The following is a 19069-nucleotide window of genomic DNA, read 5'->3' on the forward strand; positions in this document are numbered from 1 at the left end:
CTTCATGAAAAACAATTGATTTTCTTAAATCAATAACACTGCAGCAAAAAAATCATTGCTTTAAGGAGAGCAGTTCGTTGGGGTCGTTAGATATTACCATCTTTGTGTCTATGAAAGTGTAAAACAATAGTATCATACTTATTTGTCAGCTTTCAGTGTTTCAACGACTCTTGCATTTGAGAGAAGCATGAAAAGAGATATTTCACGCCTTTCTTAAAAAGTTTTTATCTACAGGCTCATTTCATATGTGAGACGTGCAAAAAAATCGTTTTGATTAATTCAGAGGATTTGAAATGAGAGCATTTTACTGTATTTATGTCTGTCATTCGATATCAAAAACGATAATCTATCTATATAAATTAAAATTTTTTCATTAGAAAAATTATTTTGTATCATTTATTGAGTTAGTGAAAAGGTTTACATTGTAGGATATATAATAGGGGAAAATGAATCTATTTTTAAAGATTTTTCTCATTGTATTTTGGTATTCTGTCTCTTAAGGATTTATTGCATTTTTGTAAAGCTGTGATTAGATTATGTAGTTATTGCTTTTTATGATAAATTCTTTAAGAATTTTTTCTGAATCGGAATTTTATTTTAATAGAGTGGGGAATACCTGAAGTTTAACTATAGGAGATAAAAATGTTTATTACGAACGCTTATGCTCAAGTTGCAGGCGATGTTTCCGGTGGATTTTCATTTGTTGGCGCTGTCCCACTCATTTTAATTTTTGCAATTATGTATTTTTTTATCATTCGTCCACAGCGTACCCAAATGAAAAAACGCCAAGAAATGCTTAATGCAGTACGTCGTGGTGATACAGTTATAACGGGTGGTGGTATTATCGGCAAGGTTACGAAGGTTCACGACGAGAGTGGTGAATTAGAGGTTGAAATTGGTGAGAGTATGAATATTCGTGTTATTCGCTCAACATTAGCTGATGTGCGCGTTAAAGGTGAGCCGATTGCAGAAAAAAAATCAAAGCTTAATGCTAAAGCAGAAACACCACAAAAGTCTAAATCTAAAACGACAACGAAAGAAAATATGAGTGTCTCTAAAGAGAAAAAAGCTATATCAAAAGAAAATGAATCTTAAGGTGTAATGGCAGTTTATTACATTTTTTAAGCATTTTTATAAAAAGCTTGGCAAGATCAAGACAATTTCATTGGAAAAGTGGCTTTTATAGTGGATACAGAAAATCGAGTTTTTGTTTCCTTGAGATTATTAAAATAGTTGCTTTATTTATAGAATATTACGCAATTTTTTTCTGTTTTTTAAACAAGATCATTGTTTCTATAAAAAGAAACTTGTGAGTAAATAAACTGAGAAAACTTTTTAAAAGGTAGATTTATTTAAGCAGGTAGAGCATTTGATCGCGGTTTATTATCAAATTTTCATATACTTGCTGTATGAGAAGATTAGGGTTTTGTATAAAATTTTCACTTCAATACTAGGCTATGGTTAACATATCAATGTTTGTATCAGTCTTCCTTTAATTTTTATGGTAAGAAGTAGCAAAGACAATTGGATTATTCAAAAATAAAGGGTGCTTTTTCATGTTCGATGCAATTCAAATTCGTGAAGCACATTTTCCAAGTCGCGCACCTATTGATGCTTATGGAAATGGTGGATTTCGTTTTGCTGATATGTCTCATAGAGGTTCTATTATTTGTGTACCATCGGGTATTTATGGTATTGACATGGCAGGGCCTATTCCCACTCAAGGGGATCTATCTCGTATTTTAGAAGAAGCTTCTGAAATCGAAGTTTTATTAATAGGTACTGGAATTGAATTATTGCGATTACCTGAAGAGTTACGGGTTCTTTTATGGGAAAAACGTATTTCATCAGATACAATGAGTACGGGAGCGGCGGTGCGTACATTTAATGTTTTATTGGCTGAAGATCGCGCTGTTGCGGCATTATTATTTGCGGTAGAATAGAGTATTGTTTAATAAAACAAATGCTCTCGTCTAGTATGAAAGACTTGTGTGATTATTTTACTGCGCCGTAAAATACCGTCGTTTAAAGTGGTGATATAAGGGGAATAAAATATACATAACTTAACACATTAAGTGTTTTTAAATACAGTAGTAAGTATTCAGGGCAGAGCTTGTTCGTAGTTCAATGAATCACATGAGTGGTCAACTCTTGGCACTTGAGACAGTTCATAAGAGGCATTTTTAATTCTTTCTTATACAATTTTACCTACAAGCCAGCCCAGCTTGTGACGTGCAAGGGAATAGTTTTGATTGATTCAACATGGAATTGCTTTGAAATGCAAGCATTCTACGATATTTGAGATTCTAATTTAACATATAAAACAATGAATTATCATTATAAATAAATGCGTTGATAGTAATAGAAACTCACCGAGAGCAATTGGATTTTTTACAAATTGGTATTGGTAAGAATCTTTGTTCTTTAGTATGGGGATGAGGTCAATGATTTGATGAAGTTTTTGTGATCAGTGTATTTTTTATAAAATAATATTGTCATCTATTCAGTAAAAAGTGTTTTGCGTTGTTTGTTATTCTAAGTTTCACTATGCATGTTACGATTAGTTTTTAGCTTTTTTTACTGCAAATGAAAACTTGAAGTCCGATAAGATAAGTTTTATCAGAAAAGTTATTTATTTAATTTTTTTCTTTCTAAAACGAAAAGTGACTAGAAAAGAAATTTTAATTCATAATACAGTTAAGAGACACATTTAAAAATCTTATTTTCTGAACTGTATTTGCTTATCCCTCATTTTTTAATATGAATAAAAAGAGGATATTAATTTCATTACTAAAAAAGGGATGTTAATAGGTTCAAATGATAGGCTCTCTTCCTTATTGTCTTGATATTTTACGTACCATAGATCGTGATCGCTATATATCGGTTTTATTTGCGCCTAAAAAAAAGCGCCAAGCATTGGCTGCTCTTTATGTATTTAATGCTGAAGTTTCTCGTATTCGCGAAAGTGTACATGATCCACTAATAGGAGAAATACGGTTACGTTGGTGGTATGATTCTATTGCTCATGGTGAAATGCAAACGAGTAGAAATAATCCGATTTTGAGTGATTTATTGAAAGCAATGACTCTTTTTAATTTACCTAAGACAGCTTTTTTACGTTATTGTAATGCACAAATTTTAGATCTTTATCACAATCCAATAGAAACGCTTCATGATCTAGAGCATTATTGTGGTGAGACAGCGAGCATAATTTTACAGCTTTCTTGTCAAATATTAGATTCTGATACTGCACAAGAGTTTACAGATATCTATAAACATGGAGGGATATCTCAAGGATTAAGCGGTGTATTACGTCTTTTATCATTCATGCAATCACGATATCAATATTATTTACCTACTGATATATTAAAGGCTGTAGGAGTAAATAGGGAAGATTTGGAATCTCATCGTCTCAGTGATCAACAAAAGGATCGTATTGTTGAAGCTATGGTAGCATTATCGCGCGATCATTATACCAAATTTTACGAGTATTCTTGTGCCTTACCTAGAGTTCTTAAGCCAGCTTTTCTTCCATTGGTCATTGTCCCAGCTTCTCTTCAAAAAGCTATACAGCTGGGTGCTGCAATTTTTCAAGAGAGTGCAACGTTGCCATTAATATATCGCTATTGGTTGATAACAAGGGTAGCAATAAGCGGCAATTTTCCAAAGATATTGTAAAAGAATATTACCACGTTGGAATACGTAACATATAGACTGATTTTCTCATATGAAAATAAAAGGAACTATGGTGTTTCCAAACCATTTTTTGTTATAAAAAATGTTGATGTTTTGATTGTTATGAGCGCAAAAGAATAAGAAATTTTATGAGAGAAGTTATCTTGGCAGTCTATGAGTTTATAAAAAACTCTTATTTTTGAGAAATTATAAAATCATAATTGATGACTGTTATGATTTATGAATATATTGATTTATAATGATAATTCGTTTTTTCTCATATTGAATAAGAGTCTTGAATAGAAAAAGATTTCTTCATTTTTATAATGAATTTTAAAAATAGTTTTTTTGTATATTATAAGTTGGGTGTGTAAATGAAATCGTTTAAAGAAAAAGCAATACGCTCCTTATGAATGAGTATTAAGAGTAGCAATATGATAAGCTATAAATGAATGACGATAGGGATGACATTTATAGCTTAATGGGTATAACTTAGTGTGCGACAAATTTTACAACCTTTGGATGGATAATATTTTTTAATGCGTTGCAAAAACGACTCTACATCCCATTGACTATTTTCTCGCAAATCCATATATACACTGATTTGCGAGAGAATTAATCATTATACAAATGTTGATCCTAAGATATGCAAACAAGAGACCTATCTTACCTCTTCAACTATAGACGAAGAGCTGATGGAAACTTTATCAAATAAGTTTTTTAAATTATGCACAACCTTTTTATTGGAGAGCGTTAAAGATCTGATTATAATTTGTGCTATTAATTTCCAAAGGATGTTCTTTATTGGCAATTTGTAGCATTTCTAGCTTGAGATCTTCTCTTATCATCATATCTATATTGGCGCGGACCTCCGTTGAAAGAGTATGAGGCGTGATATCTTTAGGCATGGTTACAGTCTTTATTTGATAAATGATACGGTTTGTTGTAACTGGACCTTTTATGATGCCATAATGACCTTTGGGAGCAGAAAATAATGCTTTAATCCCTTCAACGCCAAGAGGGTCAGATGAGTCTTGACGCCGGAGGGCTGGTGTTGTTTGTTTTGTAACACCAAGGGTACGAGCAAGCGCAACAAGACTTTTTCCTTCCGTGAGCTGTTTGAGAGCATTTTGGGCTTTTTCATCAAGAAGACGTTGTATTTCCTCACTTTTCCATTGAGAAAGAACATCTAACTTAGCCTCTTCAAGTGTTTTATCGCGGGCAGGAATAATTTTATCGACCTTATACCAGAGATATCCACCATTTTGAAAAGAGAGAGGATCAAGATCAACTCCTTCGTTTGATTGATAGATGGCATTCAGTAAAATATCTTTTTGAGGTAAATCCGTGAGTATTGCACCTTCAAGCGTTTTTCCCGTTTTATCAATGGTAATTGTGCGCAAAGATAACTTGTATTGGTCAGCTAGCTCTTTGAGAGAAGCACCCTCAAAACGAGCATTTTCAATGGCTACATAATTGTTACGGATATCATCAGTAGCACGATTTTTGGCAAGTGTTTGGCGAATATTTTCTTCGACACTTTCAAAAGGAAGAGAGCTTGAGGGTTCAATATGTGTGACGCGAATGATAATAGGTCCCTGTAAGTCATTTATCACAGTACTGACTTGGCCTTGTTGAAGTTCAAAAATTTCAGATGCTAGATGACTAGGAAGTTCATTTTCTGCGAGAGGACCTTTTTTTATGTCATTAAGAGTCTTTTTTTCAGCTTTTACCAGTTCATCAAAACTCAATCCATCAGCTATTTTTTTTGCTGCATTATCGGCTTCTTCACGTGAGGGGAATTGCAGTTTTTCGAATGTACGCTTTTCAGGCGTTACAAAACGTGAAGCATTTTGTGTATAATAGGCTTTCGCCTCATCTGTTAAGATATCTTTAGGTTTTACAAAATCATTAAGTTCCATAGATAGCAAAGAGACAGTGCGATATTCTGGAGCACGAAATTGACTTTGATGTGTTTCAAACCATTTTTGTAGTGTTTCGTAATTAGGATCAGCAATTTTTTCCTTTTCTTTTAGATCAATAACGAGATAATCAGCAATACGCATTTCTCCTTGATAAAGAGCAAGTGCTTTATAAAAGAGATTTGGTGCTTTCATATCAGAGAGTAAAGCTGAAATAAGTTGGTTACGCTTTTCTTGTTTGGTGTAATAATTAAGAAAAGCACTTTCACTAATACGTAAATGCTGAAGATAGTTATAAAACAAATTTTTATCAAAAGTGCCATTTACTTGGAACATCTTATCAGAACCAATCGTATGAGCTATTGTATCTTTTGAAAGACTAATTTTCATTTTACGGACTTGTTCATCAAGCAATATATTTTGTTGTAATTGATTAAACACAAAAGCAGGAATTTGGTATTGCTGCATTTCATTTGCTGTAAACATTCGTCCAAGATGAGCAGCATATGCTAAACGAGCGCTTTGATCGGCAAGTGCAAGACGATAATCATCGACAGTTATTGTGGACTTTCCAGAAGTAATAAGATCTCTTTCACTTTTTTTGTGTAATTGCGGTATTCCCCATAGAAGAATGAAGCATAAGAGTAAAATAGCAAGGAAAATTCTAGAAATCCAAGAATTTGTAGCATTTCTTATGATGTCAAGCATTGTTCAAGTCCATTTTTAATGTGAATTATTATCAAAGCTGTAATGGAATTTGCAATAAAGAGATGAAAGATGCAAGCTTTAAAGACTTGCTTTCATGTTATAATTTGGTAACTACAGATAAACAATGTATTGTAAGAGCTCTTGAGGTGAAAATATGTCTCCAAATACTCGGCCTTTTCTTGCTGGAAATTGGAAAATGAATGGAACGAGTGAATCGCTTGGAGAGTTGCGTGCTATTGCTACAGGCGTTAGCTCTGATCTCAGTCATCTTTTTGAGGCGCTTATTTGCGTCCCAGCAACGCTTTTATCTCGTGCTTCTGATATGCTGGATGGTGAAAATCTCCTTTTGGGAGGACAAAATTGTCATTTTGATGATCATGGTCCCTATACTGGAGATATTTCAGCTTTTATGCTTAAAGAAGCAGGAGCAAGTCATGTCATTATTGGGCATTCAGAACGTCGTACAGTGTATCAGGAAAATGATGCGATTGTCTGTGCCAAAGTGCAAGCTGCGTGGCGAGCAGGTCTTGTGGCTCTTGTGTGTGTTGGTGAAACATTGGAAGAGCGTAACAATAATAAAGTGCTGGATATTCTCACGCAGCAGCTTGAAGAATCTTTACCAGATGATGCAACAGCAGAGAATACCATTATCGCTTATGAACCTGTTTGGGCGATAGGCAGCGGCAATACAGCGACTCCAGAAGATATTGCAAAAGTACATCATTTCATTCGTGATAAGGTGCGTTCTCGTTTTAGTGATGAAGGCAATAAGATACGTCTGCTTTATGGTGGGTCTGTAAAGCCATCCAATGCATTTGAGCTTTTAAGCATCCCTCATGTTAATGGTGCTTTGATAGGTGGAGCAAGCTTAAAAGCGATTGATTTTTTAACTATTTGCGATGTTTGTCGTAAACTATAGTAGAGAAATTTGAGTTTCCCCTTGGATTGTGTGTTATTTATGTGTAAATAGCTATGAAAGAGTTATTTGAAGAGCAGGGTTTATGCAAACAGTACTTATAGTTATTCATTTGTTGATTGTGATTACTTTGGTTGGTGTTATATTAATCCAACCTTCAGAAGGTGGTGGGCTAGGTGTGAGTAATAGCTCAGGGTTGATGAAAACTCGTGGATCTCGAAACCCTTTAACACGTTTGACTGCTATTTTAGCCTGTTGTTTTTTTGTTGTGTCTATTGGACTTACCGTAGTGGGTAATATATCAAATTCTAGTTCTGATATTTTAAAGCGTATACCGGTTAATTCAGAGCAGAATTCTGGCAATAAAGGCTCAGAATCAGTCCCATCATCAGATGGTGAGTCTTCCCCTTCTATTCTTGAACAGCTAGGAGGCAATTCGAATTCTCCGCAGGAACAGAAACAGTCCACAAATCCTGAAGCAGAAAGTCCAGTTCCACCGGTTCTTGAAAATACAGTTCCAGATAACAGTACGAAATAGTTTTTTAAGAAAATATAGACTTTTTTAAAAGGTGATTTTTTCACCTTTTTTATTTTAGAAGAAAAATTGTTTCTTTTTGCATTTTTTGCTGGAAAAATCATTATAAATTGCTTATCACCATAAGCCCATGGCACGTTATATTTTTATTACTGGTGGTGTGGTTTCTTCCCTTGGAAAAGGCATCGCAGCGGCGGCGTTAGCAGCGTTATTACAGGCTCGTGGCTATCGTGTGCGTCTTCGCAAACTTGATCCTTATTTAAATGTTGATCCAGGTACGATGTCACCTTATCAACATGGTGAAGTATTTGTGACTGATGATGGTGCAGAAACGGATCTTGATCTTGGTCATTATGAGCGTTTTACTGGGCGTTCTGCAAATAGCCAAGATAATATCACAACAGGGCGTATTTATCGCAATATCATTGAACGAGAGCGGCGTGGTGATTATTTGGGGGCAACAGTCCAAGTTATTCCTCATGTTACAGATGAAATTAAGAGATTCATTACGATGGGAAATGAAGAATTTGATTTTGTTTTGTGTGAGATAGGTGGAACGGTTGGTGATATTGAAGCAATGCCTTTTCTAGAAGCGATTCGTCAGCTTCGCAATGAGCTACCAAGACAAAGTGTCGTTTATGTCCATCTCACATTAATGCCTTATATACCTTCGGCAGGTGAATTAAAAACGAAACCAACACAACATTCTGTCAAAGAATTGCAAGCAATTGGTATTTCTCCTGATATTTTGCTTGTACGTGCAGATAGATCTATTCCAGAAACAGAACGGTGCAAATTATCCCTTTTTTGTAATGTTCGCTCCAATGCAGTCATTCAGGCATTAGATATGCCAACGATTTATGATGTTCCTATGGCATATCATAAGGAGGGTTTGGACTCTGAAGTTCTTTGCGCTTTTGGAATCAATTCGGCACCTTCCCCTCAGATGGATCGTTGGGAAAATATTACGCATCGTATTCACCATCCTGAAGGAGAAGTTACGATTGCTGTTGTCGGAAAATATACGGGTTTAAAGGATGCTTATAAATCTCTTATTGAAGCGATTGCGCATGGTGGTTTAGCGAATAAAGTAAAAGTTAATATTGAGTGGATTGATTCGGAACTTTTTGAAGAAGAAGATTCTGTTTCAGCTTTACAAAAAGCCCATGGAATTTTGGTTCCAGGTGCTTTTGGGGCACGAGGAGCAGAAGGAAAGATTCGAGCAATTCAATTTTCGCGAGAGCGTAAAGTTCCATTTTTAGGGATTTGTTTTGGAATGCAATTAGCTTGTATAGAAGCTGCTCGCAATATTGCACAGATTAAGAATGCTTCATCAAGTGAGTTTTGCGAAACAGAAAATCCAATCGTAGGTTTAATGACAGAATGGCTTAAAGGAGACGTTCTTGAGAAACGTACAAGAAATGGTGATCTCGGCGGATCAATGCGTCTTGGTGCTTTTGCTGCTGAATTAAAAGAAGAGAGTCATATTGCTCAAATTTATGGGATGACCAAGATTGTTGAGCGACATCGTCATCGTTATGAGGTCAATATTGATTATAAGGATAAGTTAGAACAGTGTGGTTTGATTTTTTCTGGGATGTCTCCTGATGGTATTTTACCAGAAACTATAGAATATGCAGATCATCCATGGTTTATTGGTGTTCAATATCATCCAGAATTAAAATCCCGTCCTTTTGATCCACATCCGCTTTTTTCTTCTTTTATTGAAGCCGCTGTAGAACAAAGCCGATTAGTTTAATGCATAAATTGGGTTACTTTTCTTTTGAGGGATAAAATGGCTAAACCAAATGCCTGTGTGAAAGTTGGAAATATTATTTTTTCAAATGAAATGCCTCTTTCATTAATTGCAGGGCCGTGTCAGATGGAAAGTCGCGATCATGCTTTTGAAATGGCTGGTCGTATTAAAACAATTACCGATCAGCTTGGTATCGGGTTTGTTTATAAATCGAGTTACGATAAAGCTAACCGAACTTCTTTAGGGGCGGCACGTGGTATTGGTCTTGAAAAAGCAATGGCTGTTTTTTCTGATTTAAAAAAGGAGTTTGATTGTCCCATATTAACTGATGTGCATACAGAAGAGCAGTGTACAATTGTTTCTTCTACGGTTGATATTTTACAAATACCGGCTTTTTTATGTCGTCAAACAGATCTTTTGGTAGCAGCTGCTAAAACGGAGTGTGTTATTAACATTAAAAAAGGTCAGTTTTTAGCGCCGTGGGACATGGAGAATGTTTTAAAAAAGGTTGTTTACAGTGGTAATCCGAATGTTATGCTTTGTGAGCGAGGCACGTCATTTGGTTACAACCGACTTATTTCTGATATGTGCTCGTTGCCTATTTTACGTTCATTTGGTGCTCCCGTTATTTTTGATGCAACGCATTCTGTTCAAGAACCTGGGGGGCAGGGTGCTTCATCTGGTGGACAGCGTCAATTTGTTGAAGTTTTAGCACGTGCGGCTGTTTCTGTTGGGGTAGCAGGTATTTTTTTAGAAACGCATCAAGATCCAGATAATGCACCTTCTGATGGACCCAATATGGTTAAACTTGATAATTTACAAAGATTGCTTGAGACTTTAATGGAGTTTGATTATCTGTCAAAGAAGTTGAATTGAGAAGAGAAAAAACATTTCATTAATAGGACATTAGAAATGAATCAAGACTTTTGTTGGATAAGGAAACACATATGACTATAATTGTCGATATCATTGGACGTGAAGTTCTTGATAGCCGTGGTAATCCAACGGTAGAAGTTGATGTTCATTTGGAGAATGGAGCTTTTGGTCGTGCTCTGGTTCCATCGGGAGCTTCAACAGGAGCACACGAGGCTATAGAGCTTCGTGATGGTGGTTTGCGTTATCAAGGGAAAGGTGTTGAAAAAGCGATTGCTGCAGTTAATGGCGAAATTCTTGAAGAACTTGGTGGGCGGGATGCAACAAATCAAATCGCTATTGATCAAGCAATGATTGCTTTAGATGGAACGCCAAACAAAGCTCGTCTTGGTGCCAATGCACTTCTTGGTGTTTCATTAGCTGTTGCAAAAGCAGCTGCGGATTCATTAAATTTACCTTTGTATCGTTATATTGGTGGTACACAAGCGCATATTCTTCCAACCCCTATGATGAATATTATTAATGGTGGCGTTCATGCTGATAATTTGATTGATTTTCAGGAGTTTATGATTATTCCTATAGGAGCCCCTACTGTAAGAGAAGCCATTCGTTATGGCGCTGAAATTTTCCATGCGTTGAAAAAGCGTTTAAAAGATGCGGGTTATAATACCAATGTTGGTGATGAAGGTGGTTTTGCACCTCAATTTAAAAGTGCTGATCAAGCAATTGATTTTATTATGGAATCTATTACAACATGTGGCTACAAACCAGGGGAACAAATTGCCATTGGTTTAGACTGTGCTTCAACCGAATTTTATAAAAATGGTTCGTATTTTTATAAAGGTGAGGGGAAATGCCGTGACATCCAAGAACAGGTAGATTATTTAGCGCAGCTTGTGAAAAATTATCCTATTATTACAATTGAAGATGGAATGGCTGAGGATGATTGGGAAGGTTGGAAGTTACTCACTGACACAATTGGAGGAAAATGTCAGCTTGTTGGCGATGATTTGTTTGTAACAAATTCAGCACGTTTGCGTGATGGTATCAAAATGGGGGTAGGCAATTCTATTCTCATAAAAGTTAATCAAATTGGTACATTGAGTGAAACACTTGATGCTGTAGAAGTAGCACATAAAGCAGGTTATCGTGCCATTATATCTCATCGTTCAGGCGAAACAGAGGACTCTTTCATTGCAGATCTTGCGGTTGCAACGAATTGTGGACAAATTAAAACAGGTTCTCTTGCGCGTTCGGATAGATTAGCAAAATACAATCAACTTATTCGTATTGAAGAAATGCTAGGAGCCCAAGCGCGTTATGCTGGTGATTTATATCATGTATAGTTGTGAGCACAAAATATGAAAGTATAAGATCATTTAGATTATGAAATTGAGATTTCTTATCAAAGGCATATACGCAATAATTTTTAAGTGTTTAAATTTATAGGGATTAAGATGAGAGGTATAATTATTAGTCAAGATCAAGGAACTTATCTCGTTTCGGGTGATGATGGTAAACGTTATCAGTTTGCGACTTGGGATTGGTTGGGAAAGAATCCACCACGGATTGGTAATGCTGTTGATTTTGTCTGTGAGGGGGGTGTTGTCAGTTCTGTTTTTCCATTGTTAAGACCAGGTACAGAGAACTCAAAGATAATGTTCGCACTCCTTTGTTGGTGTTCAGGTATCTTTGGTGTCCATCGCTTTATGGTTGGTAAAGTTCGGACTGGTGCCTTAATGCTGGTTCTATCTTTATCATTGTTTGGATTGATAATTACCGGTATTTGGGCAATTGTTGATTTTATAGTTATTCTTGGTGGTAGATTTACGGATAAAGATGGCAATCAGATTACAGATTTTTAAAAATTTTATAATAAAGAGAAAGTAATTCAGTTCTCTTTTTATTTTTATCAATATATTAAGTTTATAATGCCGAATTATTGTACTATAATGTCTTTAATGTGAGATATTAAGAAAATATGCACAGTTAAATAAAAATATTGAAAAAGACAATGCTATTTTATATGGGTAAGGCAAAGACGCAAATTAATTAAGGCGTGTATTGTGTTTCTGCTTATAGTAGTGGATAACATTGGATTATCAGGGAGCTCAAAACTGTTTTTATTTCATGTTTTCACGGTGAGTACGGATTGTATTTACACAGTGAGGTTGGTTAATGTGTTATCAAATTAAAAACAACCTCTTTATGAATAATACGTGAGGAGCAGCTTTGTAGGTGTTAAAGATGAAAGGTACGATTATTGGTCAAGATCAAAGGGTTTATCTCGTTTCTGGAGATGATGATAAGCGTTATCAATTTTCGCCTGAGGATTGGTTAGGGAAAAAACATCAAAGGTAGGGGATACCGTTGATTTTGTCTGTGAAGGGGATACCATTAAATCTGTTTTTCCTATCTCGGTTGAAGGTCAGTCACAAAAATTAAATGTGATACTAGCGATCGTTTACTTGTTTTTTTGTGTATTGGGGATTCATCACTTTATGGTTGGTAGAGTTGTATCGGGACTTATAACGCTTCTTATAAGTGTAATAAGTCTGCTATTTCTGGGGATCGGTTTTTTTGACAACTATACTTTGGGCATTGATTGATTTTATATTTATTTTAACAGGAAATTTTAGGGACAAAGATGGGGATAAATTGAAAATAACAAATTATTTTGGTGTAGATTTGGTAATGAGGTATTAATCAAAATCGTGCATAGTTGGGCAAAATATTAAAAAAATTGTGCTATTAAAGACTGTGCTATTTTATGTGGACAAAGCAGAAACGTCGATCAATCAAAGTACGCTTTGTACTGCCTCTTATGACGGTGGGAGTCTTAAGCTATTTCAGTTATCACATTTATCATGGTGAGTATGGGTTATATTCACGCAGTGAAGTTAATCAGCATATTAGCGAATTAGAAAAGGAGCTTCATAAAATAGAAGCTGAGCGGATATTCATGGAAAAGCGTATTTCTCTTTTACGCAATGGGCATATAGAAAAGGATATGTTGGATGAGTATGTCCGAAAGAACTTAAACTTTTCTAAATCAAATGAATTGACAATTTTAACGCCTTGTAAATGATACCAAAAGTAAATGAGAATTCGCTGAATTTAAACAACAATGACCGATGATATTGTTTAAGCCGATTGATAAGGCTTGTAACTTTGGTTTGTAAAGGTTATTCCTAAATAATCATAAAAGGGAGTTTAATATGGCAGAACGACTTAAAAAAAATTCTGCGTCGGTGGCGCGCACTGCATTATCAAGCACCACAAAGAAAGCACCAATAGCAGATTTTACAAAAGAGGAAGAAATTAATGCTTATCGTGAAATGCTTTTAATTCGCCGTTTTGAAGAAAAAGCAGGACAACTTTATGGTATGGGGCTTATTGGGGGATTTTGTCACCTTTATATTGGTCAGGAAGCCGTTGTTATAGGAACATTGAAAGCGGCAAGAGAAGGTGATCAAGTTATTACGTCTTACCGTGATCATGGGCATATGTTAGCCGTTGGGATGAGCCCGCGTGGTGTCATGGCAGAATTAACAGGGCGTCAAGGGGGCTTTTCCAAAGGGAAAGGTGGCTCGATGCATATGTTCTCTAAAGAAAAGAACTTTTATGGAGGACATGGTATTGTTGGTGCGCAGGTTCCAATTGGTTCAGGTTTGGCATTTTCGAATCAGTACCTTGGTAAAGATAATGTGACATTGGTTTATTTTGGTGATGGTGCTGCAAATCAGGGGCAGGTTTACGAAAGTTTTAATATGGCTTCACTTTGGAAGCTTCCCGTTGTTTATATTATTGAAAACAATCAGTATGCTATGGGAACGTCAGTTTCGCGTGCATCTGCAGAAACTGATTTTTCCCGACGTGGTCTTTCTTTTGAAATTCCAGGTATTGTTGTTGACGGTATGGATGTTCGATCAGTAAAAGGAGCTGCTGATGAAGCGATTTCTTGGGCACGCTCAGGTAAAGGACCGATCATTCTTGATATGCAGACCTATCGCTATCGTGGTCATTCCATGTCTGATCCAGCAAAATATCGTTCAAAGGAAGAAGTCCAAAAAATAAAAGAGGAACACGATCCGATTGATCAAGTAAAAAGTCGGATTCTTAAGAAAAATTGGGCAAATGAAGATGATTTAAAGTCTATTGAGAAAGAGGTTCGTGCAATTGTTGCTGATGCGGCAGATTTTGCACAAAGTGATCAAGAGCCAGATGCTTCTGAGCTCTATACTGATATTTTAGTTTGATGCGAGGGAAGCAAGTATGTCTATTGATATTTTGATGCCGGCGCTTTCACCAACTATGGAAGAAGGTAAACTGTCTAAATGGCTCAAGAGAGAAGGTGATAAGGTTAGCTCTGGCGATGTTATTGCTGAAATTGAAACGGATAAGGCTACAATGGAAGTAGAGGCCGTTGATGAAGGTACTCTTGGTAAAATTTTTGTGCCTGAAGGTTCTGAAGGCGTAAAGGTTAACACTGTTATTGCGATTTTGTTAGAAGAAGGTGAGCGTGCTGAGGATATTTCGCAACCTACGGATACAGCACAAAAACCTAAGGAATCTCCTCTTTCTCTGCCTTCGTCAGTTCCGCAGGTTCCTACTTTTGATACGTCTCCTGATTTTGATATTCCAGCGGGAACACAAATGGTTACAATGACAGTTCGTGAAGCGCTTAATCAGGCTTTGGCTGAAGAAATGCGGCGTGATGAAAAAGTTTTTCTTATGGGGGAAGAAGTCGCGCAATATCAAGGTGCCTATAAGGTTAGTCAGGGTTTATTGGACGAATTCGGAGAGCGCCGAGTTATTGATACCCCAATTACAGAGCACGGCTTTGCTGGGTTGGCTGTTGGGGCTGCTTTTGGAGGGTTACGTCCCATTGTTGAGTTTATGACCTTTAATTTTGCGATGCAGGCGATGGATCAAATTATTAACTCAGCAGCAAAAACACGTTATATGTCTGGTGGACAAATGACCGCTCCTATGGTTTTCCGAGGTCCCAATGGTGCGGCTGCCCGTGTTGGAGCTCAACATTCTCAATGCTACGCTGCATGGTACAGTCATATACCAGGTTTGAAAGTTGTCATGCCTTATAGTGCTGCAGATGCAAAAGGTTTGCTGAAAGCTGCTATTCGTGATGATAATCCTGTTATTTTTCTTGAAAATGAGATTTTGTATGGGCATCAATTTGATGTCCCTCAACTGGATGATTTTGTTTTGCCTATTGGTAAGGCGCGTATTCATAAGTCTGGACAAGATGTGACGATTGTCGCGTGTGGAATTGGAATGCATTATGCCGTTCAAGCGTTGCCGGAAATTGAACAGCTTGGTATTGATGTTGAATTGATTGATTTACGAACCATTCGCCCGATGGATCTTCCAACAATTCTTTCTTCGGTTAAAAAAACAGGTCGTTTGGTAACAATTGAAGAGGGATTTCCTCAGTCATCCGTGGGAACTGAAATAGCAACGCGTGTTATGCAGCAGGCTTTTGACTATCTTGATGCGCCAATTGCTACGATTTCTGGCAAAGATGTTCCGATGCCTTATGCCGCTAATCTTGAGAAGTTGGCTTTGCCTAATACTGCTGAAATTATTGAGGCTGTTAAGGCTGTGACATACAGAGCATAACGGAGGAAAGCATAATGCCCATTAAAATTACAATGCCAGCGCTTTCCCCTACGATGGAAGAGGGAAATTTAACAAAATGGAATATTAAGGAGGGAGATAAAGTTTCCTCTGGTGATGTTATTGCTGAAATTGAGACAGATAAAGCGACAATGGAAGTCGAAGCCGTTGATGAAGGTAGGGTTGCCAAAATTGTTGTTCCTGCTGGAACACAAGGCGTTAAAGTAAATGCTTTAATTGTTGTTTTAGCAGAAGAAGGTGAAGATTTAGCTGAAGCTGCAAAAGTTTCAGAAGAAATCTCTTCTTCTACAAGACAAGAACCAGAGGGCGTAAAACAGACAGATTCTCTGAAACAGACGGACTCAAAGGGTACAAAAATGTCTCATGAATCATCAGCTCAGCAATTAATGCAGCAAGATAAAAAGGAAGCGCGTCTTTTTGCCTCTCCCTTAGCGCGGCGATTAGCATCTCAGGAAGGTCTTGATTTATCCCTTATTTCTGGAAGTGGTCCGCATGGGCGTATTATCAAGCGCGATGTAGAAAAAGCTGTAAGTAGTGATATTTCTAAAGTGTCTTATTCATCGCAAATAGGGGAGCTAGTAGCTACAGGTGCTTCTGACAAACAGATACTGAAACTCTTTAAAGAGGATGAATATATCTTCGCACCCCATAATAATATGCGTAAAACAATCGCAATACGTTTGATGGAATCAAAACAGAGAGTTCCACATTTCTATGTAACGGTAGATTGTGAACTTGATGCGCTATTAGCACTGCGTACACAACTGAATGCTGCTGCACCAATGATTAAGAGGCAGGAAGAAACTCAGCCTACTTATAAGCTTTCTGTTAATGATATGGTGATTAAAGCTGTCGCACTTTCTTTGAAAGCTGTTCCTGATGCGAATGTCTCTTGGCTTGAAGACGGAATGCTTCATCATAAACATTGTGATGTTGGGGTTGCTGTTTCTATTCCCAATGGATTAATTACGCCGATTATTCGCCATGCAGAGGAAAAGCCGTTATCACTTATTTCCAAAGAGATGAAGGATTTTGCAAAGCGTGCGCGTGAGGGAAAGTTAAAAATGGAAGAATATCAAGGTGGAACAACAGCTGTATCAAATATGGGGATGTATGGTATAAAAAGTTTTTCGGCTATCCTTAATCCACCGCATGCGACGATTTTTGCGATTGGTGCAGGGGAAGAACGCGCCGTTGTTAAAAATGGTGCATTAGTTGTTGCGACAGTTATGTCAGTTACAATTTCTGCGGATCATCGTGCTGTCGATGGTGCTTTAGCCGCAGAGCTCGCGCGGACTTTTAAGAAGATGATTGAAAATCCATTAGCAATGTTGGTTTGAACTGTTTAACAGTTCTTCACGTAAATTGTGAGAGAGTATGTTAAGAGAATAAAACAAATTTAAGAGTTTGAAGAGCAATGTTATTGCTATTTCTAGTTTGGGTAAAGCATTTACGTGAAGCTTAAAGAAAAAGACATAAGATAATTCTGTGATGTTGTTTTGCAGTCTTAATTTCAAAAAATGCATATCCGTTTTATATATATATCCATGGAGGAATTACTGTGGCAAATCTTTATGATGTAATTGTGATTGGATCAGGTCCAGGCGGATATGTAACCGCAATTCGTGCAGCACAATGTGGTTTTAAGACTGCGATTGTTGAACGTGAACATTTGGGAGGGATCTGTTTAAATTGGGGATGTATTCCAACAAAGGCTCTTCTACGTTCAGCGGAAATGAAACATTTTGCTGAACATGCAAAAAATTATGGATTAAAAATTAATGGTTCAATTGAGGCAAACATCAAAGATGTTGTAGCACGTTCACGACGTGTTTCAGCACGTTTAAATGCTGGTGTTGATTTTTTAATGAAAAAAAACAAAATTGATATTATCTGGGGTGAAGCAAAGCTTACTAAAAAAGCGAAGGGAAGCCATCCTGCGGAAATTATGGTTTCTTCATCCTCCAAACCGATTATGCAACCACAAAATCCAGTCCCTAAAGGGACGTTAGGGGAGGGAACTTATCAAGCAAAGCATATCATTATTGCAACGGGCGCACGTCCTCGTGTCCTTCCTGGTATTGAGCCAGATGGGAAACTCATTTGGACTTATTTTGAAGCTATGATACCGCCAGCAATGCCAAAATCGCTTTTGGTTATAGGGTCTGGGGCTATTGGCATTGAATTTGCCTCTTTTTATTGTGATATGGGAGCTGAGGTAACTGTTGTTGAAATGATGCCCCACATCATGCCTGCTGAAGATATTGAAATTTCAACGTTTGCTCGTAAACAGTTAGAGAAAAAAGGTTTACGCATTCTTCGTCAAGCAAAAGTAACAAAGATTGAAAAATCTTCTGATTCTGTGACTGTACATATTGATATTCAAGGTAAAATAGAGTCAATGACTGTTGACCGATTGATTTCCGCTGTTGGGGTGCAAGGTAATATTGAGAATCTTGGTTTAGAAGCTTTGGGAATAAAAACCGATCGTGGGTGCATTGTAACCGATGAATGGAGCTGGACAGGGGTTGCGGGTATTTATGCTATCGGTGATGTAGCAGGTCCTCCCATGTTGGCACATAAAGCAGAAGAAGAAGGTGTGATATGTATTGAGCATCTTGCAGGTTTGAAGAGTGCTCATCCGCTTGATAAAAGAAAAATTCCAGGGTGTACATATTGTACACCACAGGTTGCCTCTGTAGGGCTTTCAGAAGCTACAGCAAAAGAAGCAGGTTATGATATACGTATTGGTCGTTATTTTTTTGCTGCGAATGGCAAGGCGATTGCTTTGGGTGAAGATCAGGGGTTAGTAAAAACGATTTTTGATAAAAAAACAGGACAGCTTCTTGGGGCCCATATGGTAGGGGCTGAGGTAACAGAATTGATACAGGGTTTTGTTATTGCCATGAATCTTGAAACAACAGAAGAAGAATTAATGCATACTGTCTTTCCACATCCGACTTTATCGGAAATGATGAAAGAAAGTGTATTGGATGCTTATGGTCAAGTTTTAAACGCTTGATGAC

15 protein-coding genes and 1 pseudogene are annotated in these 19069 nt (G+C 37.0%); 15 read left to right on the forward strand and 1 reads right to left on the reverse strand.

Annotated features, from left to right (window positions below):
* Positions 1-642: 642 nt before the first annotated feature.
* The 3 genes from yajC (at position 643) to ACFIKR_RS03465 (ending at position 3678) form a co-directional block, all read left to right on the forward strand.
* Complete coding sequence (gene yajC / locus ACFIKR_RS03455) at positions 643-1095, forward strand: preprotein translocase subunit YajC (protein ID WP_375658843.1); 453 nt, start codon at positions 643-645, stop codon at positions 1093-1095.
* A 461-nt stretch (positions 1096-1556) separates the two neighbouring features.
* Complete coding sequence (locus ACFIKR_RS03460) at positions 1557-1943, forward strand: Mth938-like domain-containing protein (protein ID WP_012754989.1); 387 nt, start codon at positions 1557-1559, stop codon at positions 1941-1943.
* 874 nt (positions 1944-2817) lie between these two features.
* Entirely contained in the window at positions 2818-3678 is an 861-nt protein-coding gene (locus ACFIKR_RS03465) for a phytoene/squalene synthase family protein (protein WP_375658844.1), read from the forward strand.
* Between the two features lie 737 nt (positions 3679-4415).
* Here the strand turns inward: ACFIKR_RS03465 and ACFIKR_RS03470 are convergent.
* A complete protein-coding gene (locus ACFIKR_RS03470) occupies positions 4416-6305 on the reverse strand; it encodes a peptidyl-prolyl cis-trans isomerase (protein ID WP_375658845.1) in 1890 nt (629 codons plus the stop codon).
* A 154-nt stretch (positions 6306-6459) separates the two neighbouring features.
* Between ACFIKR_RS03470 and tpiA the strand changes: the two genes are divergently transcribed.
* The 12 genes and pseudogenes from tpiA to lpdA all read left to right on the forward strand — a co-directional run bounded on the left by tpiA (position 6460) and on the right by lpdA (position 19065).
* Positions 6460-7224 carry a triose-phosphate isomerase gene (gene tpiA / locus ACFIKR_RS03475; protein WP_375658846.1) on the forward strand — a complete coding sequence of 255 codons (765 nt, stop codon included), beginning with the start codon at positions 6460-6462 and terminating at the stop codon, positions 7222-7224.
* A gap of 82 nt (positions 7225-7306) precedes the next feature.
* Positions 7307-7759: a preprotein translocase subunit SecG gene (gene secG, locus ACFIKR_RS03480; RefSeq protein ID WP_375658847.1), complete on the forward strand. Its 453-nt coding sequence runs from the start codon at positions 7307-7309 to the stop codon at positions 7757-7759.
* A gap of 127 nt (positions 7760-7886) precedes the next feature.
* On the forward strand, positions 7887-9515 hold the full coding sequence (locus ACFIKR_RS03485) for a CTP synthase (RefSeq protein ID WP_375658848.1): 1629 nt from the start codon (positions 7887-7889) through the stop codon (positions 9513-9515).
* Positions 9516-9551: 36 nt separating this feature from the next.
* Positions 9552-10388 carry a 3-deoxy-8-phosphooctulonate synthase gene (gene kdsA, locus ACFIKR_RS03490; protein WP_375658849.1) on the forward strand — a complete coding sequence of 279 codons (837 nt, stop codon included), beginning with the start codon at positions 9552-9554 and terminating at the stop codon, positions 10386-10388.
* 71 nt (positions 10389-10459) lie between these two features.
* Positions 10460-11731: a phosphopyruvate hydratase gene (gene eno / locus ACFIKR_RS03495; protein WP_375658850.1), complete on the forward strand. Its 1272-nt coding sequence runs from the start codon at positions 10460-10462 to the stop codon at positions 11729-11731.
* Between the two features lie 111 nt (positions 11732-11842).
* The gene (locus ACFIKR_RS03500; protein ID WP_375658851.1) at positions 11843-12250 is read left to right on the forward strand and encodes an NINE protein; all 408 of its coding nucleotides are present in this window, start codon (positions 11843-11845) and stop codon (positions 12248-12250) included.
* 382 nt (positions 12251-12632) lie between these two features.
* Positions 12633-13091, forward strand: a pseudogene (locus ACFIKR_RS03505) (hypothetical protein).
* A gap of 64 nt (positions 13092-13155) precedes the next feature.
* Entirely contained in the window at positions 13156-13473 is a 318-nt protein-coding gene (locus tag ACFIKR_RS03510; RefSeq protein WP_375658852.1) for a septum formation initiator family protein, read from the forward strand.
* Between the two features lie 130 nt (positions 13474-13603).
* Positions 13604-14644, forward strand: a complete 1041-nt coding sequence (gene pdhA / locus ACFIKR_RS03515; protein ID WP_375658853.1) for a pyruvate dehydrogenase (acetyl-transferring) E1 component subunit alpha — start codon at positions 13604-13606, stop codon at positions 14642-14644.
* A gap of 16 nt (positions 14645-14660) precedes the next feature.
* A complete protein-coding gene (locus tag ACFIKR_RS03520; RefSeq protein ID WP_375658854.1) occupies positions 14661-16025 on the forward strand; it encodes a pyruvate dehydrogenase complex E1 component subunit beta in 1365 nt (454 codons plus the stop codon).
* A gap of 14 nt (positions 16026-16039) precedes the next feature.
* Complete coding sequence (locus ACFIKR_RS03525) at positions 16040-17383, forward strand: pyruvate dehydrogenase complex dihydrolipoamide acetyltransferase (protein ID WP_375658855.1); 1344 nt, start codon at positions 16040-16042, stop codon at positions 17381-17383.
* A 221-nt stretch (positions 17384-17604) separates the two neighbouring features.
* A complete protein-coding gene (lpdA, locus tag ACFIKR_RS03530; RefSeq protein WP_375658856.1) occupies positions 17605-19065 on the forward strand; it encodes a dihydrolipoyl dehydrogenase in 1461 nt (486 codons plus the stop codon).
* Positions 19066-19069 lie beyond the last annotated feature (4 nt).

The organism is Bartonella sp. MR30HLJHH (genome assembly GCF_042194195.1).
In the GTDB taxonomy this organism is placed as follows: domain Bacteria; phylum Pseudomonadota; class Alphaproteobacteria; order Rhizobiales; family Rhizobiaceae; genus Bartonella; species Bartonella grahamii.